This window comes from Sediminibacterium sp. GW821-FHT12F12, assembly GCF_058806635.1.
This window is the reverse complement of record NZ_JBXAPW010000002.1, coordinates 123733-143714: the sequence shown is the minus strand read 5'-3', so window position 1 is coordinate 143714 and position 19982 is coordinate 123733. Positions and strand designations below refer to the sequence as shown.

Genomic DNA, 19982 nt, shown 5'->3' with positions numbered 1-19982 from the left:
ATGAGTGGATGAGTGAATGACTGAATGGCTTTCATATTCGCTCATTCACTCATCCACTCATCCACTCATCCACTCATTCACTCATTGATTCATCAGCCCTTCCACTTCCTCAACTGCTGCAAAACGGCACGGAGATCTTTGGGGAGGGGTGCTTCGAGCTCGAAGGTTTCCCTGCCTAAGGTAAACTTCAGTCGGTAAGAATGCAGGGCCAGACGGGAAAGGATGGGTTTTTCTTCTTCGGCTATTTTGGCCAGTTTAAAATTCTTTTTGAGCGAGGATAATAATACAGGTTTGGCATCGCCATAGATCTCATCACAAACGATGGAATGACCGATATGCTGCATATGTACACGGATCTGGTGAGTGCGGCCTGTATGGATCCGGAACTGTACCCAGGAATACAAACGGAAAGATTCGAGCACTTCATAATCCGTGAGGGAAACTTTCCCCTTGGCATGTGTCATCATCTTCGTGGTCTTGCCCGGATGCTCCATAATGGGTGCATCAATACTGCCTGACGTATTCATCATCTGCCCATACACCAATCCCACATAATATTTTTCCATCTCTCTGCCCTCAAACAATTGGGAGAGTTCCTTGTGTGCTTCTTCGTTTTTGGCAAACACGATAACGCCGCTGGTATCGCGGTCGAGGCGGTGTACGGTGTAGATCGATCCCAGTTTCTGTTTCAGGAGATCCTTTACAGAAATTTCCTGTCCTAATCTATCCGGTATGCTCAATAAACCCGAAGGTTTGTTGATAGCGATGAACTGTTCGTTCTCAAATATAATATCGAGGTGCATGGTAATACGATTATTCCTTATCCAGACGGGGAGGGAGCGGTTATTTGGTTTCTTTGTTTTTTCGCAGGAAAGACTGGTTCATGAATTTCAGTAACCGCACTTCTTTCTCCTGCAGAAAACGGAATTTGCCGCGTTCTACATTTTTCTTGGTGAGGTTGGCGAACATCACACGGTCGAGGCCTTTCACATCATAACCCAGGTGTTCGAATATGCGGCGTACAATACGGTTCCGGCCGCTGTGGATCTCTATGCCGATCACGTGTTTGTCTTTGGGATCAGTATAACCCGCTGCATCTGCTTTTACAAAACCATCCTCCAGCGTAACTCCTTCCAGGATGGATTCGAGGTCTTTTTTGGTAACGGGTTTATCAAGCGTTACTTCATAGATTTTTTTGATCTCGAAAGAAGGATGTGTCAGTTTCTGGGCCAGTTCGCCATCGTTGGTTAATAGTAGTACACCAGTAGTGTTTCTGTCTAATCTACCTACAGGGTACACTCTTTCTTCCGTCGCATTTTTGACCAGGTCCATCACCGTTTTTCTTCCTTCCGGATCATTGGCCGTGGTGATAAAGTCTTTGGGTTTGTTCAGCAGTATGTAAACAGAATTTCGCTGCAGAAAAACCTGCTTCCCTTTTACTACGATCTTTTCAGTACCGTTTACTTTATAGCCGGGTTCAAATACCTTGTCTCCGTTTACGGTTACTTTACCTTCTTTCACCAGTTCAGCCGCTTCCCTTCTGCCGCAAACGCCTGAATGGGCAATGAATTTATTCAGGGGCATGGATTCGGTCAAGGGTTTGTTTTCCGGTTTCGGAAAATCTGCATTGAGAGCCCTGTTATCGGGTTTCTTTTTGCGGGTGCTTTTTTTGGCAGCTGCATCTGCAGGAGCAGCAGAGGTATCTCTTCTGTTAGGTTGTTTTTTGGGTGCGCGTACTTCGTATTTTTTGGTAGGGGCACCGGGTTTGCCTTTATCCTGCGGTCTGAATTTGGCTTTTGCCGGTTGGGGTTCTTCTTCTTTCACCACACCCCGCATTTTCTCGATCTTCTTTTTCCGCATTTCTTCACCTGCGGCGCGGGCGGCCTGTTTGATTTTTTTCTTTTCCTGGCGGAAAGCTTCTTTAATGGCGCTGCCCCTGGTTTTATTGGCAAACTTGTCGAAGTTGTCTGTTCTTTTTTTCATGTAGTGGTATTTATGCTGTTTTTCAACAGGAATGGCAAAGGTAGCGTATTGGGAATAAATGAACAGATGAACAGAAGAACAAGGAACAGACGAACTATAAAATAGTAGGTCATAGAATACACTTTCCGGTCAATATTCCTTGTTCATCTGTTCATCTGTTCGTCTGTTCATCTGTTCGTCTGTTCATCTGTTCGTCTGTTCGATGTTCCCTATTTTCCTTTATTCGCCAACTGACCACATGCGGCATCAATGTCTTTCCCTCTGCTGCGGCGTAAGCGGGCATTTACTTTGTTGGCTTCCAGGATACCCATGAAGTTCTGGATCCCTTCTTCATCGGGTTTGGTGAAACGGAAAGCGTCAATGGGGTTGTATTCGATGATGTTCACCAGATCGGCCGGTACCTGTCTGTAAATCCTGGTCAGCTCTTCGGCATCTTTATCAGAATCGTTCAGGTTCTTGAAGAGGATATATTCGAGCGTGATCTCGTTGCCGGTTTGTTTGTAGAAATAATTCAAGGCTTCTATCAGCACTTTGATATTGTTGCTCTCATTAATGGGCATGATCTCATTGCGCTTGGCATCGTTGGCTGCATGCAGCGATAGCGCCAGTTTGAAACGTACCTGGTCATCGCCCAGCATCCGGATCTGTTTGGCTACTCCGGCGGTGGAAACGGTGATCCTTTTCGGACTCATGAACAAACCATCTTCTGCCGAGATCCTTTCAATGGCTTTGAGCACGTTGCTATAGTTCATCAGCGGCTCGCCCATGCCCATGAACACGATATTGGTCAGCTTTTTGCCAAATGTGGCTTCGCTTTGTTTGTTGATGAGTACTACCTGGTCGTAGATCTCGTCGTAGGTAAGGTTCCGTTTGCGGTTCATATAACCGGTAGCACAGAACTTACAGCTCAGGCTGCAACCGATCTGGGAAGATACGCAGGCGGTTTTACGCTCTTCTGTGGGAATCAATACCCCTTCTATCAGGTGTTTATCAAATGTTTTAAAACGACTTTTAACAGTACCATCATCGCTGAACTGGGTGGCATCCACTTTCAGGGCGGGCAGGGTAAAATCAGCAGCCAGTTTGCTGCGCAGTTCCTTGCTCAGGTTCGTCATCTCATCAAAGCTAAACGCATGCTTCTGCCATAACCATTCCCATACCTGTTTTACCCGGAACTTCTTATCACCAATGCTGGTAAAATAGTTTTCAAGGTCAGACAGGCTCTGGTGACGTATATTGGGTAATTCACTGTTCATCCGGCAAAGATACCGCCTGCGCCCCTGAAGGGGTAATTTTTGTACTACAAACTCTATATTGCGCCTGTTTTACTGATTCAGTCTAATAGTAACGATACGATATATGAAAACATGTTATGTAATTGATGCCGTAAGAACACCTGTGGGCAGGTATGGCGGTAAACTGAGTTCGATCCGTCCGGATGACCTGCTGGCCCATGCCATCACAGCCCTTTTGCAGCGTAACCCGGATATCGATCCCTCTAAAATCGAAGATGTAATTGCCGGCGCAGCCAACCAGGCCGGAGAAGATAACCGCGATGTGGCCCGGATGGCCGCTTTACTGGCCGGCTTACCGGTGAATGTGGGGGGCAATACCGTGAACAGGTTGTGTGCCAGTGGTTTACAGGCAGTTATGGATGCCGCCCGCGCCATCATGTGTAATGAAGGAATGTTTTATATCGCCTGCGGCGTAGAAAGCATGACCCGTGCCCCCTTTGTAACTGCTAAAAGCGATGGGGCCTGGAACCGGAAAGTAGAAACTTACGATACCACCATCGGCTGGCGTTTTACCAATAAAAAACTGGCGGAGATGTACCATCCTTACAGTATGGGCGAAACGGCAGAGAATGTGGCGCGTGAATGGAATATCAGCCGGGAGGAGCAGGACCTGTTCGCCCTCTCTTCGCAACAGAAATATTTTGCGGCCAAAGAAGCCGGTAAATGGGATGCGGAAATAGCGGCCATTGAAATGATTAACGACCGGCTGATTACCTGGTTTAATGAAGACGAACATCCGCGCCAAACCTCTCTGGAAAAACTGGCCGGACTAAAACCCGCTTTTGCCAAAGACGGCAGCGTAACGGCCGGCAATTCTTCCGGTATCAATGATGGAGCCGCCGCCCTGTTACTGGCAAGTGAAGAAGCCGTGAAATTATTTAACCTGCAACCCATGGCCCGGGTAGTGAGTATGGCAGTGGCAGGGGTTGATCCCGCCATTATGGGTATGGGACCTGTGCCCGCTTCGCAGAAAGCTTTGCAGCGTGCAGGGTTGGCCGCTGCTGATCTGGGACTGGTAGAACTGAACGAGGCGTTTGCTTCGCAGAGCCTGGCCTGTATCAAAGAATTAGGTCTCGATACCGCAAAAGTGAATGTGAATGGGGGAGCCATCGCTATCGGTCATCCGCTGGGTTGCAGCGGGGTACGTATATCTACTACTTTATTGCATGAGATGAGCCGGCAGCACACAAAATACGGACTGGCCACCATGTGTGTAGGCGTAGGGCAGGGAGCGGCTGTTATTTATGAAGGCGTATAGCCGGTTGTTTTATTTTACACTTGTAAGCATATTTTAAGGTGTGGTAAATGGTTTGTTGCCTAAATATTATTATTTTGGATGCACTAAAAATGACTGTATGAAAAAAATGTTGTTGTTTTTCTTCTTTTCTGTGGGTATGGTAGTAATGGCGCAGGCGCAACAGGCACCGGCTGCTAAAGATTCCACATTGCAGCATTATGTAGGTAAGTATAAATTTCCTGATGGAAGTGTTGTAGCCGAAGTTACAGTTGCTCTGGTAGATGGAGCGCTGGAGATGTCTTCCTCTGCAGGAACTTCTGCACTTGAAAAACAAGAAGGAGAAGACCTGTACACGATTGTACAGTTCCAGGGCACGGCCAAATTTGTAAGAGATACCAACAAAAAAGTAATTGGCGTAAGCATTAATGCCATGGGTTACCAGTTAGAGGGAACCAAATCAGATGCGATCGCTTTTAACAGAAAAAACTACCTGAACCAACGGATTTCACCACTGCTGGTTCGATAAACGCACCGATTGCTTGCGGTATATACAAAGAGGCTGGGATAGTATCCTGGCCTTTTTATTGGTAGTAGGTTTTGTCGAGATGAAATAGCCCGTCTGCCTGCTTCCAGTACCAGAATTTCTTTTTGAAGATCACATAGGTACCTCTTACCGACGTGCTTGCCAGGTTTTCGGGCACATATAACACCCGGGGTGGTAAAAGCTGAAAGCGGTAGATCAGGTTTTTTTTCTGGCCGGGTGTAAACGAGCGTGCTATCCTGCGGTAATCAATCTTAGCACCGATCTCGGGGGGAAGCTTACTGCGGGAGGTAATGATATTACCCGAAGCATCGATCACCGTCAAAGGTTCAGAAAAAGCGGTTACCTCACGCGGTGCCGGAACCGGCGCTACAGGTTTGGGCTCCTCCGGTATGATCACAGTAACAGGCTGATCCGGTTTATTATTCTTTGACCCCTGTATTACAGGCGTTTTGGACGCCGGTGTTTGCATTTTCCTGCTGCAGGAAACCAACACCACGGCCAAGAGAAGTGAAAAACACAAAATTCTTTTCATACTACCCGTTTACCTGGGTAATGAAAATACTGTGCCAAAGATGCGGAAACGGGGGTTTGTCGGCAGAGAGCCACTTACCTGCCAACCCTGACAAAGCTGTTGTTACAGGAACGCAAAATCTGCCAATGCGGTCTGTGTCATGCTTTGCTGTTCGCTTTTGCGCAGGTCTTTTACCAGGCAGGTGCCATTGGCCAGTTCCTCGCTGCCGAGGATGACTACAAAGGGAATTTGTTTTTTTTCTGCGTATTTGAACTGTTTGTCAAATTTGGTATTCTCATGAAACAGCTCGCTGGCGATGCCTTTGCTGCGCAATTGCTGCATCAGGCCAAATGCCTGTTTGCTTTCTGCCTCGCCGAGGTTAAAAAACAGTACGCGTGTGCCGGCCTGTACTTCTTCGGGGAAACATTTCAGTTCTTCCATCACATCGTAAATCCTGTCTACGCCAAAACTGATGCCCACACCGGGCACATTGGGTACGCCGAATAAACCGGTAAGGTCATCATACCTTCCCCCACCGCCAATACTGCCCATCTGCACATTCAGGGCTTTTACTTCGAAAATGATACCGGTGTAGTAATTCAATCCACGGGCGAGGGTGAAATCAGTGGTGAGAGGTGAGAGGTGAGTGGTGAGCGGGTAGTTTAATACGTACTCGATCTCTTCGATACCTTTCAAACCGGTTTCGTTGTTGCCGATGAGTTGTTTGAGAGCGGTTATTTTTTCTGCATTGCCACCCGTTATTGAAAGGTATTGTTCAATGGTGTTGATCTGAGCGTCGGTTAAATTTTTGGTTGCCAGTTCTGCTTTTACTTTTTCTAATCCGATCTTATCCAGCTTATCAATGGCCACGGTGATATCTACCATTTTATCGGCACCACCGCAGCGTTCTGCCAGTGCTGCCAATATTTTCCGGCTGTTGATCTTGATCTCTACCGCAATGCCCAGTTTTTCAAAAACAGTGGCATAAATGCCCGCCAGTTCAACTTCATTTAATAGCGATTTACTGCCCACCACATCTGCATCGCACTGGTAAAACTCGCGGTAGCGGCCTTTCTGCGGTCTGTCGGCACGCCATACGGGCTGCACCTGGTAGCGTTTAAACGGAAGGGTGAGTTGTCCGTAGTTCATGGCCACATACCTCGCAAAAGGGATCGTGAGATCATAGCGTAAGGCCCTTTCTGTAATTCCCTTGGTATTTTTTCCTGCTAATACTTTTTCAAAATCTTCTTTAGCCTGCCGGTGTTTATCGGGGTTATCCAAACCGTTGTTGAGGATCTTGAAAATGAGTTTATCACCTTCTTCGCCATATTTACCCATCAGTGTATCCAGATTCTCCATGGCAGGTGTTTCCAGCGGTTGAAAGCCATAACACTCAAATACATGGCGGATGGTCTGGAAAATATAATTGCGTTTGTGTACAATAGCTGCGCTGAAATCTCTGGTTCCTTGTGGTAAGCCGGGTTTGCTCATGGGTAGGTATTCGTTAATGAAGTTCTGTAAAGTGGTAAATAACTGAGAAATACTTTTTTTATCCTGCTGTTGGCTGTGCGCTGTATTGATCGATCAGTTTGTCGCAGGCCCGGCTCAGCAGATCAAATACCAGCCGGTAATCTTTTTCGGTGCCATACCAGGGGTCGGGTACTTCGCGGTTCTCGCCGGGATAAAGCAGATCGAGGATCATTGTCACTTTCCTGTCATTTTTTTCTATCTGCCAATAGTCTGCACAGATCCTTTTTACCGCCGCATAATTTTCCTGATCCATTACAAACAGGCGATCGTAAACAAGCAGATCTTCTTTCACCAGTTTTCTGCAGCATTGTCCGCTGATATCGATCCCATGTTCCCGGGCCACTTTCTGCGATAACACATGAGGTTGTTCTCCAATATGATATCCGTTGGTGCCCGCGCTGTCTACTGTCCAATCATAACCCGCTTCCCGGGCTTTTTGTTGTAAGATGCCTTCTGCCAATGGACTCCTGCAGATATTTCCCAGGCAAACCATCAAAATTCTCATGAGCGCAAAGATAGTGTTCCGCTGCCATTCAGCTACCTGGTGAAAGGGCTAAAGCGGCTAACATTCATTAGCATCAAATACAGGTGTTTATGGAATTGCTGCGGAACCCGCATCCCATAAGCAGTAACCGGTGAATTGTTTCAAATTGTCGGCCACAATTGTTGGACACAAATAAAATTATTGCCTAAATTGCCCATCCCTGTTTTAATTGATTGTTAAATGGAGAATGATTTCAGAGCTAAACAGAAGAAAAGTTATAATTTAATGCGGATGTCATATGACCTCACCATCGCCATTTTATTGCTCGGAATGGCGGTGATGATGTTGTTTGCAGATAAGCTGAATATTGAACAATTGCTGGATAAAGACAACGAATTTTTCAGGTACTTTTTTGGGAGTCTTTGTCTTTTATATGGTGGTTTTCGTTTATACAGAGGGATCAAGCGTAATTAATAAGATGAGAAACAGTGTGTTATACGGTGTTTTAGTGGGTCTGTCTTTGTTCTTTGTTTCTTGTAACAGATCGGGTAAAAAAGCGGATCCGCGGGATACACCTACGAAGGGTATGATCAGGATCAGTGTGGATGAAAGCTTTAAGCCTGTTATAGAAGAACAGCTGAAAGTGCATCATTCCTCTTTCCCTGATACCCGGATCGAAGTTTCGTATAAATCAGAAGCAGCCTGTTTCCGGGACCTGCAGTCTGATAGTACGCGGATGATCATTGTTGCCAAAGGACTGAGCGATGCGGAGGCAGAGATCTTCGAGAACAGTCTTTCGTACAAACCCCAATACGGGATTCTCGCTTACGATGCTGTGACCGCGATCGTGAACAGGGCTGCGAAAGACAGTGTGTTCACCATTGCACAGTTGAAAGATATTCTCAGCGGCAGGAACAATATCACCGCAGTGATGGATGGGAAAAATGCGACGAGTACCATCCGTTACCTGCAGGACAGTGTACTGCGGGGTGAGCCATTGGGTAAAAATGTGGTAGCGGCAAAAAACAGTGAGGAAGTGATAGAAGTGGTATCCAATAATCCGAATGTAATAGGTTTTGTAGGGCTGAGTTGGGTGGGCGATAGTTACGATCCCAAACAACTGGCACAGCTGAGGAAAATCAGGACGGCGCTGGTAGAATGTGTTAAATGTGAAGAGAAAGACCTGTTTGCCAAGCCTTCGCAGGCATCATTGGCATATGGTCAGTACCCGCTGGCACGCCCCTTGTATTATATACTGAAGGAAAATTCTGCCGGACTGGGAACGGGCTTCATGAATTTCATGAGTCTGGAAAGAGGACAGCTGATTTTCCGGAGATCATTCCTTGTACCGGCTAAGATGGGGTTTAACCAGCGGTTAGGAAAAATCAAAGATGCAGATTGACACTATAATTATAAAAAAAGCAAAATGAAGAAGACCGTTTCTCTGATGTTTACAGCAATGCTTGCTGCACAGTGTTTGATGGCGCAGATTCCAGCTGGCATCAAGTTCCTGAATTATGAAAAGAACAAGAGTGCCAAAGAAGCATTTCAGAAAGCTTATGATGCCAATCCGAAAGACCCCCAGGCTATTTATTGGTTAGGACAGGCGATGCTGGCAACAGATGGCGGTGATCCAACCCCGGAGCAGATACAGGCTACTAAGGCACTGTACCAAAAGGGATTACAGGAAGTAGGCAGCGATGCCTGGTTGCTGGTGGGAATGGGACATATCGGGATCCTGGAAAAAGAAGACATCAATGCTGTAAAGCAGAAATTTGAGCAGGCTATTACAGCTACTACTGAAACAAAAGGTAAAAACAAAGGCAAACCCAACCCTGCTATTCTGAATGCTATTGGCCGTGCCAACGCGGAAGTGAGCAGCGACAAAGGAGACCATAGTTATGCCATTGAGAAACTGAAACAGGCTGCTGCGATTGATCTGACCGATCCGGATATCCTGATTAATATGGGGATCAATTACCTGAAACTGGGTGGAGAAAATGGTGGAGATGCCGTAAAGGCCTACCAGGAAGCCTTAACAAGAGATCCGAAAAATGCACGTGCTTTTTTCCGTATCGGTAAGATCTACCAGAGCCAGAATAACAAAGAACTGTTCGAGCAGAATTTTAACAGTGCTATCGAAGCAGATCCGACCTTTCCTCCTGTTTATTTCACCTATTATGATTACTACGCTACCCGCGATGTAAACCGTGCCAAAGAATACCTCGATAAATACATTGCCAATGCGGATAAAGATCCGGTACTAGACCTGGTGATGGCAGATTACCTTTTCCGTTCAGGAAAAAATGCTGAGTCTTTGGCGAAGGTGAAAGAACTGGAAGCGGCCGTTGGGTCTAAAGTATTGCCTAAACTGGATATCCTGTATGCCCTGAACTTTGACAGAACCGGTGATTCTGTACAGGCGAAAGAAGCTTTGACCAAGTATTTCGCCAATGCACCGGTTCAAAAGATTGCTCCAGGCGATTATGAACTGGCGGTAAAGGTCTTCTCTAAATTCCCCGGCAGTGAAACACAGGCGGTAGGGTACCTGGAAAGAGCGATGAGTGTTGATACCTCAAAAGTGAATAAACTGGCTTATATGGGTCAAGCGGCTGACCTGTTTGGGAAGGCTAAAATGTACGATAAGCAGATCGATTGGTTACAAAGACAGGCTGCCATGAAGGGTGGTACCATGAGTGAGTTTGATTATTACAGATTAACCAATACCGCTTTTACTGCGAAGAACTATCCCCTTACCATAGAATTGTCCAAGAAATACATGAATGATTATCCGGGAAAACCCCAGCCGTACCGTTTCTTCAAGTTGGCGGCGATTGCTTCTGATCCTGATACAACCGGGGTAGCGGCGAAACACCTGATGTATCTGGATTCTATTTATACAACGATTGATAAGGAAAAGTATAAGATAGATATTTTCCGTAACCTGTATTATATCCTTTTTTCTACCACCAAAGAGATGGTGTCACTTAAAAATGACCCTGATTTCAAAATAACCAGTGATGGTAAAAAAACAGCTAAGGTAGACGAATACCTGGGTGTTGCACAAAAAGTGGTGGGTGTTTTAGACCAGATGATGGCTTTGTATCCTGATCCAGCTGATGATAATAACAAATATGCCGCACCGATTAAAGCGGATATTATGAAAAGAATAGAATATTACTCAAATCCCCCTGTTCAGGGTAAAAAAGGCTCAGGCGGAGCCGCAACCGCTGGTAAAGGCTAAGAAAAATTGAAGAAAAACTCCCCATAATCGGGGAGTTTTTCTTTTATATGCCACACAAGTGTATTTTTGCACCACTTTAATTTTTTCACATGAGCTGGCTTTCTTTGTTACTGGATGCAAGTGCATCCAATTCTGCGGCTAACTATTTCCCTATCGGCGTTCAGTTGATCTTTGCGGCCGGTTTTGTGGCCACGATGATCGGTGTATCGGCCTGGGTGGGGCCCAAGCGTAAAACCGCCGACAAACTGGAGAACTTTGCCAGCGGTATCGAAACCCATGGAAATGCCCGCCAGCCCATGGCTATCAAGTATTTCCTGGTGGCTATCCTGTTTGTGCTGTTTGATGTGGAAGTGATCTTTTTCTATCCCTACGCGGTCAATTTCCGCGAACTGGGATGGGCCGGTTTCAGTGCTGTACTCATGTTTGTCGCTTTTTTCATGATAGGATTCATTTATATCATCAAAAAAGGCGCGCTGACCTGGGAAGACTAGGGTAATTAATACTTGACAATTAAAAATTAAAAATTGGATGGCCCGAACATAAGTAAAGGCCGGAAGGTTATAATTGATAGGAGTTGATTATTAATTGTTAATTGCTAATTCATAATTTTTGATATGCGTCCGGTACGTTTTAATATTCATCCGAAAGAGGCCCTGATCAGTGAGGCGGTTGCGGTGGCAGAAGCACCCCAGGGTTATTCAGGGGAAGGTTTTTTTACCACCAAGCTGAGCGATGTGGTAGGATTGGCCCGGAAAAACTCCATGTGGCCCCTGCCTTTTGCTACTTCCTGCTGTGGTATCGAATTTATGGCTACCATGGGCTCTCATTACGATCTGGCCCGTTTTGGTTCTGAAAGGGTAGGGTTCTCCCCCCGCCAGTGCGATCTGCTGATGGTGATGGGCACTATTGCCAAAAAAATGGGTCCTGTATTACGCCAGGTATACCTGCAAATGGCCGAACCCCGCTGGGTAATTGCCGTGGGTGCCTGCGCTTCGAGTGGTGGTATTTTTGACAGCTATAGTGTGTTACAGGGCATCGACCAGATTATTCCGGTGGATGTATATGTTCCTGGTTGCCCACCCCGCCCCGAAGCCATCCTGGATGGTTTTATGAAAATACAGGAGCTGGTAGGGCAGGAAAGTATCCGCAGAAGAAACAGCGAGCAGTATAAGGCGCTGATGAACGGATATGGTATCGAATAACAAAACTGGATAACTGTTGATAGAAAGCAGTTGTCTGTAAAAATAAATCATGGCTGCAAGCCCAAAATCTGCAGCTGAATCAGATAGAAATGGCCTTAACCAACGAAAGAATTCAACAACGACTAACGGAGAAATTTGGAGACACCGTTTTCCATTTCGAAGAGTCGTATGGCATGCTCAGTTTTGAAGCTGCCAAGGAGAATAACCTGAAAGTGCTCCAGTTCATGAATGATGATGAAGAGCTGGGTTTCCGCTTTCTGACAGACCTCTGTGCAGTGAATTATCCCGACCAGCCCGGCCGCGAACTGGCGGTGGTGTACCACCTGCATAACCTGACTGAGAATGTACGTGTACGTTTCAAAGTATTTACTGATATCAATACCCCCGATGTTTTCACGGCTTCCAAACTCTTTAACAGTGCCAACTGGATGGAGCGGGAAACCTTTGATTTCTATGGGGTGAATTTTGTAGGACATCCGAACCTGAAAAGGATCCTGAACGTGGAAGAGATGGATTACTTCCCTATGCGGAAAGAGTTTCCGCTGGAAGACCAGACCAGGGTGGATAAGGATGATGAAATGTTTGGACGGGGGTAGGGATCGTGAGTGGTGAGACGTGAATCGTGAGTACTCCTTTCGCTCACGTCTGACGATTGACGACTCACGAAAGCTGCAAAGCGAACCTACCGTACAAGTGAGTGACCCCGCCAAAGTCGGGACAGGCACAACGAAGTTGATTAAAGATATATAGCTGATTATATAATGACAGAGCATCATCACCATATCAAACTGCCGGAAGGCTCGATAGAAAAGCAGACCACCACATTGAATGTGGGGCCTACGCACCCTGCTACACACGGTGTGTTCCAGAATATTATGGAGCTGGATGGAGAGCGGATCGTGTCTACCGAATCTACCGTGGGGTATATCCACCGTGCTTTTGAAAAGATTGCCGAGCGCAGGCCTTTGTACCAGATCACTCCTCTTACAGACCGGTTAAATTATTGCAGCAGTCCCATTAACAATATGGGCTGGCATCTTACCTGCGAGAAACTGCTGGATGTGAAAACACCAAAAAGGGTGGATTATCTCCGGGTGATCATCATGGAGCTGGCGCGTATTGCGGATCACCTGATCTGTAATTCGATTGTAGGTGTGGATACCGGTGCCTATACCGGCTTCCTGTATGTGATGCAGTATCGTGAATTAATTTATGAGATATATGAAGAAGTATGCGGGTCCCGCCTTACTACTAATATTGGGCGTATTGGCGGTTTTGAAAGGAATTTCTCAAATACAGCGTTTACGAAACTCGAGAAATTCTTAAAGGAATATCCTGCGGTGCTAAAAGAACTCGAAAACCTGTTCAGTCGCAACCGCATATTCATGGAGCGTACCATTGGTACAGGAGCCATCAGTGCAGAACGTGCGTTGAATTACGGGTTTACCGGGCCTAATCTGCGGGCAGCTGGGGTTGACTATGATGTGCGTGTGCATGCACCGTACAGCAGTTATGAAGATTTTGATTTCAGCATACCTGTTGGTAAAACAGGCGATAACTACGACCGTTTCCTGGTGCGTAACGAAGAAATGTGGCAGAGCTTAAGCATTATACAGCAGGCTTACCAGAAAATACAGGAGTTCAAGGGTGCAGAAGCAGAAGTGTTCCATGCGAATGTGCCGGAATATTATCTCCCTAAAAAAGAAGATGTGTATACCAGTATGGAAGCATTGATCTGGCATTTCAAAATCATCATGGGTGAGGTAGAAATGCCGAAAGGAGAAGTGTACCATGCAGTAGAAGGGGGTAATGGCGAATTAGGTTTTTATCTGATCAGCGATGGCGGTCGTACACCATTCCGCCTGCATTTCCGCAGACCCTGTTTCATTTATTACCAGGCTTATCCGGAACTGGTAACCGGGGGTATGCTGAGTGATGCGATTGTGACGATGAGTAGTTTGAACCTGATTGCAGGAGAGATGGACGCGTAGGAATTAATAATTAAAAATTAAAAAGTAAAAATTAAAAGCGGAAACAGTGTTTTGACTTTTGAATTTTGACTTTTGCCTTTGAAGTATATGGTTAAGTTTAATGAAACACAACTGGCCGAAGTACAGCGCCTCGTGGCACGTTATCCGGAAGGGAAGCAGAAGAGTGCCCTGTTGCCGGTATTACATCTGGCACAGGATAGCTTTGGCGGCTGGTTAAGCAGCGAAACGATGGATTATGTGGCCGAACTGCTGAACATTACGCCTATTGAAGTATATGAAGTAGCTACTTTCTACAGCATGTACAACCTGAAACCGGTGGGTAAATATATGTTCGAGGTTTGCCAAACGGGTCCTTGTATGCTGCGTGGCAGCGATGATATAGTAGCCTATATCGGTGAGAAACTGGGTATTAAACCGGGCGAGACAACAGCAGATGGGATGTTCACTTTAAAAACCGTAGAGTGCCTCGGTGCCTGTGGTTATGCGCCGATGATGCAACTGGGTAAACATTACCGCGAGCATTTAACAAAAGAAAAAGTGGATGCGATCATTGCAGAATGCAGAGAAACAGCAGCTAAGAATAATTAATTAAAAAGTAAAAATTAAAAAGTAAAATTAAGAGTTGCTTTTTAACTTTTAACTTTTGACTTTTGACTTTTCAATATGGGTGTAAAATTATTACTGGAAAAAGCACATGTGCAGGGCATCCGCTCTTACGAAGTATACCGCCGCGAAGGAGGGTACCGGAGTGTAGAGAAAGCACTCAAGACCATGGGTCCTGAAGCCATTGTGGAAGAAGTGAAGAAGAGCGGTTTGCGTGGCAGGGGTGGTGCCGGTTTCCCGGCCGGTATGAAGTGGAGTTTTATTGCCAAACCCGAAGGCGTGCCGCGTCACCTGGTATGTAATGCCGATGAGAGTGAGCCGGGTACTTTTAAAGACAGGTATTTAATGGAATTTATTCCACACCTGCTTATCGAAGGGTTGATTGTTTCTTCTTATGCATTGGGCAGTAATGATACCTATATCTATATCCGTGGTGAATATGCCTGGATCGTTGATATCCTGGAACAGGCTATCGGCGAAGCCAAAGCCAACGGCTTTTTAGGAAAAAATATTTTAGGAACCGGTTTTGACTGTGAGATCCATGTGCAGCGTGGTGCGGGTGCCTATATCTGTGGAGAAGAAACTGCTCTCATCGAATCACTCGAAGGGAAGCGCGGTAATCCGCGTATCAAACCTCCCTTCCCTGCCATACAGGGTGTGTGGATGAGGCCCACAGTGGTAAACAATGTAGAAACACTGGCAGCTGTTGTTCCCATCATCAATATGGGTGGAGAAGAATATGCGAAGATTGGCGTAGGTAAATCAACCGGCACCAAACTGATCTCTGCCTGTGGTAATATCAACAAACCTGGCGTCTACGAAATTGATATGACCATCTCTGTAGAAGAATTTATTTACAGCGATGAATATTGTGGTGGTATTGCCAATGGCAAAAGATTGAAAGCCTGTATACCGGGTGGTTCATCTGTACCTATTTTGCCTGCTAACCTGTTACTGAAAACAGCCAAGGGCGAAACCCGTTACATGAACTACGAAAGTTTGAGTGATGGTGGTTTTGCTACCGGTACCATGATGGGATCGGGTGGTTTTATTGTGTTGGATGAAGACCAGTGTGTAGTGAAGAATACCTATACATTTGCCCGTTTCTATCGTCATGAAAGTTGCGGACAGTGTTCTCCCTGCCGCGAAGGAACCGGCTGGATGGAAAAATTATTACTGCGTCTGGAAAAAGGACAAGGCAAATCAAGTGATATTGATCTGTTGTGGGATATACAGCGCAAGATAGAAGGGAATACGATTTGTCCGTTGGGCGATGCAGCGGCCTGGCCCGTTGCAGCAGCCATCAGGCATTTCAGGGATGAGTTTGAGTGGCATGTTACACATCCGGAAGAAGCGCAGAAAAGGAATTATGGATTGGCGCATTATGCGGACCCGATCCACGTGCCGGTTGGCTAATTAATTCAAAATTTAAAAGTCAAAATTCAAAAATATGGATAGTGAATTTGACAATTTTGAATTGAATGAGGATGTAAAACCTTACAATATCCGGCATAGATGTTTTTTTTTCGAAAGAAATCATCTCGTTTGTCGGAGTTTGTAAGTATGATAGAATATATAGCTCTTTATTTGATCAATTATTGAGAAGCGGTACTTCAATCGGTGCAAATGTTGTAGAGGCCAAAGCTGGCAGTTCTGCGAAAGATTGGAAGAACTACCTCGTAATTGCATTAAAGTCGGCTAATGAAACCAAATACTGGTTGTGTCTTATCAGGGATACAATGAGTGTAGATAAAGAGAAGATTCGTGAATTGGTAAAAGAAGCAGATGAAATAGCAAAAATCATCGCTTCTATAATAGTAAAAGCCAGGTAGTGATTTTGGCTTTTGAATTTTGACTTTTGAATTTTGACTTATGTCGGAGCAACCCTTATTTAAAGTAACCATCGACAACATCACCATCGAAGTGCCGGCCGGGACCACCATCCTGAATGCGGCACGTAAGATTGGTGGAGAAGTGGCGCCGCCTGCGATGTGCTATTACAGCAAACTGCAGGGCAGCGGTGGTAAATGCCGTACCTGTCTGGTAGAAGTGAGTAAAGGTTCTGAAAAAGATCCCCGCCCCATGCCCAAACTGGTAGCATCCTGCCGTACCACGGTGATGGACGGGATGGAGGTAAAAAATATTACCAGTCCGAAAGTACTGGACGCCCGTGCCGGTGTGGTGGAGTTTCTGCTCATCAATCACCCACTCGACTGCCCCATATGCGACCAGGCCGGTGAATGTCACCTGCAGGATCTGAGCTATGAGCATGGCGCAGAAGGAACCCGCTTCGAGTTCCAGAAACGCGTATTCAAGAAACATGACCTGGGTCCTTATATACAGCTGCACATGACACGTTGCATTCTCTGCTACCGTTGTGTGTTTGTTGCTGATCAGCTTACCAAAAAAAGGGAACATGGTGTATTGGACAGGGGAGATCATGCAGAAATTGCTACGTTTATTGAGAAAAACCTGCAGAACGATTTCATTGGTAATGTGATTGATGTATGTCCGGTAGGTGCGTTAACCGATAAAACTTTCCGTTTCAAAAATCGTGTCTGGTTCCTGAAACCGATGGATGCACATCGTGATTGCCCCACCTGTTCCGGAAAAGTAACTTTATGGAACCGTGGCGATGAAGTGTTCCGTGTTACTGCCCGCAAAGACGAGTGGGGTGAAGTAGAAAATACAGAAGACGGTAAAACTGCGTGGATCTGCAATACCTGCCGCTTTGATAAAAAGAAAACCAGTGACTGGGTGATTGAAGGGCCGAGGAATATCAACCGCCATTCTGTGATCTCACAAGGGCATTATGCCGGAAAAGTGGGTATGACAAAACCAAACGAGACATTCAGTGCGGTGCATGGCGGCAGACAACCAAAACTATTGATGGATATACATACTGTGAGTGAAGTGAACAAACCGAACATTGAACTGAGTTTGATCGATGGTCCGGCGCATTCTACAGATTTTAATAAGAAGAAAGACTAATAGCTATATATCTCATGACACTACTTGCTATTGACTGGTTATTACTGATCGAAAAACTGATCCTGATCGCAATCATCGTGTTTGCGAGTCTGGGCATTGCCTTATATACCACATTCGCAGAACGGAAAGTGGCAGCGATACTGCAGGACAGGCCCGGCCCGAACCGTGCGGGTCCGTTTGGCTTATTGCAACCCTTTGCTGATGGATTGAAACTGATCATGAAAGAAGAGATCATTCCGAATACAGCTAATAAATTTTTGTTTGTACTCGGACCGGGTCTGGCTATGACGGCTGCACTGATGACCTGTGCGGTGATTCCCTGGAGTGGTCATGTAGAACTGTTTGACAGGAAGATCGATCTGCAGATAGCCGATATCAATATCGGGATCCTGTATGTGTTTGGTGTAGTGAGTATGGGTGTGTATGGGATCATGATCGGTGGTTGGGCATCGAATAATAAATTTTCGTTGATGGCCGCTTTGCGCGGTGCATCGCAGGCTATCAGTTATGAGCTGGCGATGGGTCTGGCGCTGATTGCGGTACTGATGCTCTCTGGCTCCTTAAGCCTGAAAACAATTGTAGAACAGCAGATGGATGCCGGCCAGTTATGGAATATTGCTTACCAGCCGCTGGGGTTCCTGATCTTTTTTATCTGTGCATTGGCAGAGTGTAACCGCACACCTTTTGACCTGCCGGAAGCGGAGAATGAACTGAACTTTGGTTATCACCAGGAATACTCATCTATGAAACTTGGGTTTTACCTGTTTTCTGAATATGTGAATATGATTATGAGCAGTGCGGTGATGGCTTCTCTGTACTTTGGCGGATATGATATTCCGTTCCTCGACGAGAGTACGCTGGCACCGAATCTGGCCGCCATACTGGGTGTGGTAGCGTTACTGGCCAAGATCGTGTTATTCATCTTCCTGTTCATGTGGATCCGCTGGACCATCCCACGTTTCCGTTATGACCAGCTGATGAATTTGGGTTGGAAGAAAATGATACCATTGGCATTGATCAACATGTTGATCACAGGTGCCGTGATATTGTGGTTGCAGGGGAAATGATTCCGGATTAGTGGATGACGGATTTGCGGATTTACCATCCGTTAATCAATCCGCCATCCGATATCCGTTAATTCGCTAATCGCCGTAGGCGTAAAACGTAAAAATATTTTTGCCGGTCCATTCCGGTAGAAAAGAAAGATACACATGCAAGCATTAACCAACAGATCCAAAGAGGTAAGCCGCAAGCCCATGAGTTTGATGGAGCGGTTGTACCTGCCGGCTATTTTTAAGGGAATGGCGATCACTTTCAGCCATATGTTTAAAAAACAGCCCACAATACGTTACCCGGAACAAAAGCGTCCGTTCAGTCCTGTTTTCCGTGGACTGCATGTGCTGAACCGTGATGAGGAAGGCCGCGAAAGATGTACTGCCTGTGGTTTGTGTGCTGTAGCCTGTCCGGCAGAAGCCATTACCATGGAAGGCGCAGAACGTTTACCCGGCGAAGAGAATAAATACCGCGAAGAAAAATACGCAGCCCGTTACGAGATCAATATGCTGCGTTGTATTTTCTGTGGTTTATGTGAAGAAGCCTGTCCGAAGGATGCGATTTACCTGAGTGAAACTTTTGCGCCGGCCAATTTTACGCGTAAAGGATTTATCTACGGCAAAAACGATCTGCTGATCCCGGATCCGAAAACAGATCCGGTTGGATATGAAAAAGCGAGAGGTAAGAACGAACCCACAACAGCGGGAGCAGCTTCATCGAATTAGTGATTAATAATGAATAGTTAGAGATGGAAAATTCATCAATAATTATTAATTGTTAATTTTTAATTGTTAATTAAACATATGAGTACGACCGAAATATTATTCTTTTTCCTCAGCGCGCTTGCCGTATTCAGTGCCATTATGGTGCTGGTGAGCAAGAACCCGGTACATAGTGTGCTGTGGCTGATTGCTGTGTTTTTTGCCATCTCCGGACATTACGTATTAATGAATGCGCAGTTCCTCGCTATTGTGAACCTGATTGTGTATGCGGGAGCCATTATGGTATTGTTCCTGTTTGTGATCATGCTGATGAACCTGAATGCAGAAACGGAACCGCAGAAACATATCTGGATGAAACTGGCCGGTGTAATCTCGGGCGGTTGCTTGTTGCTGATGCTGATCTCGCTGGTACGTCAGGCTATTGAGATGAATGGACGTAAAGTGATGATGGCTGACGGAAATATCGGATTGATCAAGAACCTTGGTAAGGCCCTGTTCACCGATTATGTGGTGCCCTTTGAAATCACCAGTGTGTTGTTCCTGAGTGCCATGGTAGGGGCGGTGGTAATAGGTAAGAAAAATTAGTAAGGCT

Annotated in this window: 22 protein-coding genes; 16 read left to right on the top strand and 6 right to left on the bottom strand. The window is 45.9% G+C overall.

Annotated elements, in window-relative coordinates; genetic code table 11:
* Positions 1-92: 92 nt before the first annotated feature.
* The 3 genes from AC1RNB_RS03165 to rlmN all read right to left on the bottom strand — a co-directional run bounded on the left by AC1RNB_RS03165 (position 93) and on the right by rlmN (position 3239).
* Positions 93-803: an RluA family pseudouridine synthase gene (locus AC1RNB_RS03165; protein WP_493080644.1), complete on the bottom strand. Its 711-nt coding sequence runs from the start codon at positions 801-803 to the stop codon at positions 93-95.
* Between the two features lie 40 nt (positions 804-843).
* Positions 844-1983, bottom strand: a complete 1140-nt coding sequence (locus AC1RNB_RS03160; RefSeq protein WP_493080642.1) for a pseudouridine synthase — start codon at positions 1981-1983, stop codon at positions 844-846.
* A gap of 209 nt (positions 1984-2192) precedes the next feature.
* Positions 2193-3239 (bottom strand): dual-specificity RNA methyltransferase RlmN, encoded by a 1047-nt coding sequence (rlmN, locus tag AC1RNB_RS03155; RefSeq protein ID WP_493080640.1) that lies wholly within the window; start codon positions 3237-3239, stop codon positions 2193-2195.
* A gap of 103 nt (positions 3240-3342) precedes the next feature.
* On the opposite strand from rlmN, the gene AC1RNB_RS03150 reads away from it, so the two are divergent.
* Both AC1RNB_RS03150 and AC1RNB_RS03145 read left to right on the top strand, forming a co-directional pair.
* Positions 3343-4536: a thiolase family protein gene (locus AC1RNB_RS03150; RefSeq protein ID WP_493080638.1), complete on the top strand. Its 1194-nt coding sequence runs from the start codon at positions 3343-3345 to the stop codon at positions 4534-4536.
* 97 nt (positions 4537-4633) lie between these two features.
* On the top strand, positions 4634-5041 hold the full coding sequence (locus AC1RNB_RS03145) for a hypothetical protein (RefSeq protein ID WP_493080636.1): 408 nt from the start codon (positions 4634-4636) through the stop codon (positions 5039-5041).
* A 55-nt stretch (positions 5042-5096) separates the two neighbouring features.
* Here the strand turns inward: AC1RNB_RS03145 and AC1RNB_RS03140 are convergent, their stop codons facing one another.
* From AC1RNB_RS03140 to AC1RNB_RS03130, 3 genes are all read right to left on the bottom strand, one after another.
* Positions 5097-5591 carry a hypothetical protein gene (locus AC1RNB_RS03140; protein WP_493080634.1) on the bottom strand — a complete coding sequence of 165 codons (495 nt, stop codon included), beginning with the start codon at positions 5589-5591 and terminating at the stop codon, positions 5097-5099.
* A gap of 102 nt (positions 5592-5693) precedes the next feature.
* Positions 5694-7061: a histidine--tRNA ligase gene (hisS, locus tag AC1RNB_RS03135; protein WP_493080632.1), complete on the bottom strand. Its 1368-nt coding sequence runs from the start codon at positions 7059-7061 to the stop codon at positions 5694-5696.
* A 58-nt stretch (positions 7062-7119) separates the two neighbouring features.
* Entirely contained in the window at positions 7120-7605 is a 486-nt protein-coding gene (locus AC1RNB_RS03130) for a low molecular weight protein-tyrosine-phosphatase (protein WP_493080630.1), read from the bottom strand.
* Between the two features lie 270 nt (positions 7606-7875).
* On the opposite strand from AC1RNB_RS03130, the gene AC1RNB_RS03125 reads away from it, so the two are divergent.
* From AC1RNB_RS03125 to AC1RNB_RS03060, 14 genes are all read left to right on the top strand, one after another.
* The gene (locus AC1RNB_RS03125; protein WP_493080628.1) at positions 7876-8058 is read left to right on the top strand and encodes a hypothetical protein; all 183 of its coding nucleotides are present in this window, start codon (positions 7876-7878) and stop codon (positions 8056-8058) included.
* 4 nt (positions 8059-8062) lie between these two features.
* Positions 8063-8986, top strand: a complete 924-nt coding sequence (locus tag AC1RNB_RS03120) for a PstS family phosphate ABC transporter substrate-binding protein (protein WP_493080626.1) — start codon at positions 8063-8065, stop codon at positions 8984-8986.
* A 24-nt stretch (positions 8987-9010) separates the two neighbouring features.
* Positions 9011-10828, top strand: coding sequence for a tetratricopeptide repeat protein (locus AC1RNB_RS03115; RefSeq protein ID WP_493080625.1), 1818 nt, complete (start codon positions 9011-9013; stop codon positions 10826-10828).
* Between the two features lie 89 nt (positions 10829-10917).
* Positions 10918-11319 carry an NADH-quinone oxidoreductase subunit A gene (locus tag AC1RNB_RS03110; protein ID WP_493080623.1) on the top strand — a complete coding sequence of 134 codons (402 nt, stop codon included), beginning with the start codon at positions 10918-10920 and terminating at the stop codon, positions 11317-11319.
* Positions 11320-11442: 123 nt separating this feature from the next.
* Complete coding sequence (locus AC1RNB_RS03105; RefSeq protein WP_493080621.1) at positions 11443-12030, top strand: NADH-quinone oxidoreductase subunit B; 588 nt, start codon at positions 11443-11445, stop codon at positions 12028-12030.
* An 89-nt stretch (positions 12031-12119) separates the two neighbouring features.
* Positions 12120-12626: an NADH-quinone oxidoreductase subunit C gene (locus AC1RNB_RS03100; protein ID WP_493080619.1), complete on the top strand. Its 507-nt coding sequence runs from the start codon at positions 12120-12122 to the stop codon at positions 12624-12626.
* A 165-nt stretch (positions 12627-12791) separates the two neighbouring features.
* Entirely contained in the window at positions 12792-14021 is a 1230-nt protein-coding gene (locus AC1RNB_RS03095; protein ID WP_493080617.1) for an NADH-quinone oxidoreductase subunit D, read from the top strand.
* Positions 14022-14108: 87 nt separating this feature from the next.
* Positions 14109-14609 carry an NADH-quinone oxidoreductase subunit NuoE family protein gene (locus AC1RNB_RS03090; RefSeq protein WP_493080615.1) on the top strand — a complete coding sequence of 167 codons (501 nt, stop codon included), beginning with the start codon at positions 14109-14111 and terminating at the stop codon, positions 14607-14609.
* A 75-nt stretch (positions 14610-14684) separates the two neighbouring features.
* On the top strand, positions 14685-16040 hold the full coding sequence (gene nuoF / locus AC1RNB_RS03085; protein WP_493080613.1) for an NADH-quinone oxidoreductase subunit NuoF: 1356 nt from the start codon (positions 14685-14687) through the stop codon (positions 16038-16040).
* An 86-nt stretch (positions 16041-16126) separates the two neighbouring features.
* A complete protein-coding gene (locus AC1RNB_RS03080; RefSeq protein WP_493081280.1) occupies positions 16127-16456 on the top strand; it encodes a four helix bundle protein in 330 nt (109 codons plus the stop codon).
* A gap of 40 nt (positions 16457-16496) precedes the next feature.
* On the top strand, positions 16497-17615 hold the full coding sequence (locus tag AC1RNB_RS03075; protein ID WP_493080611.1) for an NADH-quinone oxidoreductase subunit G: 1119 nt from the start codon (positions 16497-16499) through the stop codon (positions 17613-17615).
* A 14-nt stretch (positions 17616-17629) separates the two neighbouring features.
* The gene (gene nuoH, locus AC1RNB_RS03070) at positions 17630-18682 is read left to right on the top strand and encodes an NADH-quinone oxidoreductase subunit NuoH (protein WP_493080609.1); all 1053 of its coding nucleotides are present in this window, start codon (positions 17630-17632) and stop codon (positions 18680-18682) included.
* A 144-nt stretch (positions 18683-18826) separates the two neighbouring features.
* Positions 18827-19393, top strand: a complete 567-nt coding sequence (gene nuoI, locus AC1RNB_RS03065) for an NADH-quinone oxidoreductase subunit NuoI (protein WP_493080608.1) — start codon at positions 18827-18829, stop codon at positions 19391-19393.
* Between the two features lie 78 nt (positions 19394-19471).
* Entirely contained in the window at positions 19472-19975 is a 504-nt protein-coding gene (locus tag AC1RNB_RS03060) for an NADH-quinone oxidoreductase subunit J family protein (RefSeq protein WP_493080607.1), read from the top strand.
* Positions 19976-19982 lie beyond the last annotated feature (7 nt).

What these genes read in the sequence shown, in the direction of transcription:
- AC1RNB_RS03165 (WP_493080644.1), bottom strand. Translation starts at nt 803, where the DNA reads ATGCACCTCGATATTATATTTGAGAACGAACAGTTCATCGCTATCAAC.
- AC1RNB_RS03160 (WP_493080642.1), bottom strand. Translation starts at nt 1,983, where the DNA reads ATGAAAAAAAGAACAGACAACTTCGACAAGTTTGCCAATAAAACCAGG.
- rlmN (WP_493080640.1), bottom strand. Translation starts at nt 3,239, where the DNA reads ATGAACAGTGAATTACCCAATATACGTCACCAGAGCCTGTCTGACCTT.
- AC1RNB_RS03150 (WP_493080638.1), top strand. Translation starts at nt 3,343, where the DNA reads ATGAAAACATGTTATGTAATTGATGCCGTAAGAACACCTGTGGGCAGG.
- AC1RNB_RS03145 (WP_493080636.1), top strand. Translation starts at nt 4,634, where the DNA reads ATGAAAAAAATGTTGTTGTTTTTCTTCTTTTCTGTGGGTATGGTAGTA.
- AC1RNB_RS03140 (WP_493080634.1), bottom strand. Translation starts at nt 5,591, where the DNA reads ATGAAAAGAATTTTGTGTTTTTCACTTCTCTTGGCCGTGGTGTTGGTT.
- hisS (WP_493080632.1), bottom strand. Translation starts at nt 7,061, where the DNA reads ATGAGCAAACCCGGCTTACCACAAGGAACCAGAGATTTCAGCGCAGCT.
- AC1RNB_RS03130 (WP_493080630.1), bottom strand. Translation starts at nt 7,605, where the DNA reads ATGAGAATTTTGATGGTTTGCCTGGGAAATATCTGCAGGAGTCCATTG.
- AC1RNB_RS03125 (WP_493080628.1), top strand. Translation starts at nt 7,876, where the DNA reads ATGTCATATGACCTCACCATCGCCATTTTATTGCTCGGAATGGCGGTG.
- AC1RNB_RS03120 (WP_493080626.1), top strand. Translation starts at nt 8,063, where the DNA reads ATGAGAAACAGTGTGTTATACGGTGTTTTAGTGGGTCTGTCTTTGTTC.
- AC1RNB_RS03115 (WP_493080625.1), top strand. Translation starts at nt 9,011, where the DNA reads ATGAAGAAGACCGTTTCTCTGATGTTTACAGCAATGCTTGCTGCACAG.
- AC1RNB_RS03110 (WP_493080623.1), top strand. Translation starts at nt 10,918, where the DNA reads ATGAGCTGGCTTTCTTTGTTACTGGATGCAAGTGCATCCAATTCTGCG.
- AC1RNB_RS03105 (WP_493080621.1), top strand. Translation starts at nt 11,443, where the DNA reads ATGCGTCCGGTACGTTTTAATATTCATCCGAAAGAGGCCCTGATCAGT.
- AC1RNB_RS03100 (WP_493080619.1), top strand. Translation starts at nt 12,120, where the DNA reads ATGGCCTTAACCAACGAAAGAATTCAACAACGACTAACGGAGAAATTT.
- AC1RNB_RS03095 (WP_493080617.1), top strand. Translation starts at nt 12,792, where the DNA reads ATGACAGAGCATCATCACCATATCAAACTGCCGGAAGGCTCGATAGAA.
- AC1RNB_RS03090 (WP_493080615.1), top strand. Translation starts at nt 14,109, where the DNA reads ATGGTTAAGTTTAATGAAACACAACTGGCCGAAGTACAGCGCCTCGTG.
- nuoF (WP_493080613.1), top strand. Translation starts at nt 14,685, where the DNA reads ATGGGTGTAAAATTATTACTGGAAAAAGCACATGTGCAGGGCATCCGC.
- AC1RNB_RS03075 (WP_493080611.1), top strand. Translation starts at nt 16,497, where the DNA reads ATGTCGGAGCAACCCTTATTTAAAGTAACCATCGACAACATCACCATC.
- nuoH (WP_493080609.1), top strand. Translation starts at nt 17,630, where the DNA reads ATGACACTACTTGCTATTGACTGGTTATTACTGATCGAAAAACTGATC.
- nuoI (WP_493080608.1), top strand. Translation starts at nt 18,827, where the DNA reads ATGCAAGCATTAACCAACAGATCCAAAGAGGTAAGCCGCAAGCCCATG.
- AC1RNB_RS03060 (WP_493080607.1), top strand. Translation starts at nt 19,472, where the DNA reads ATGAGTACGACCGAAATATTATTCTTTTTCCTCAGCGCGCTTGCCGTA.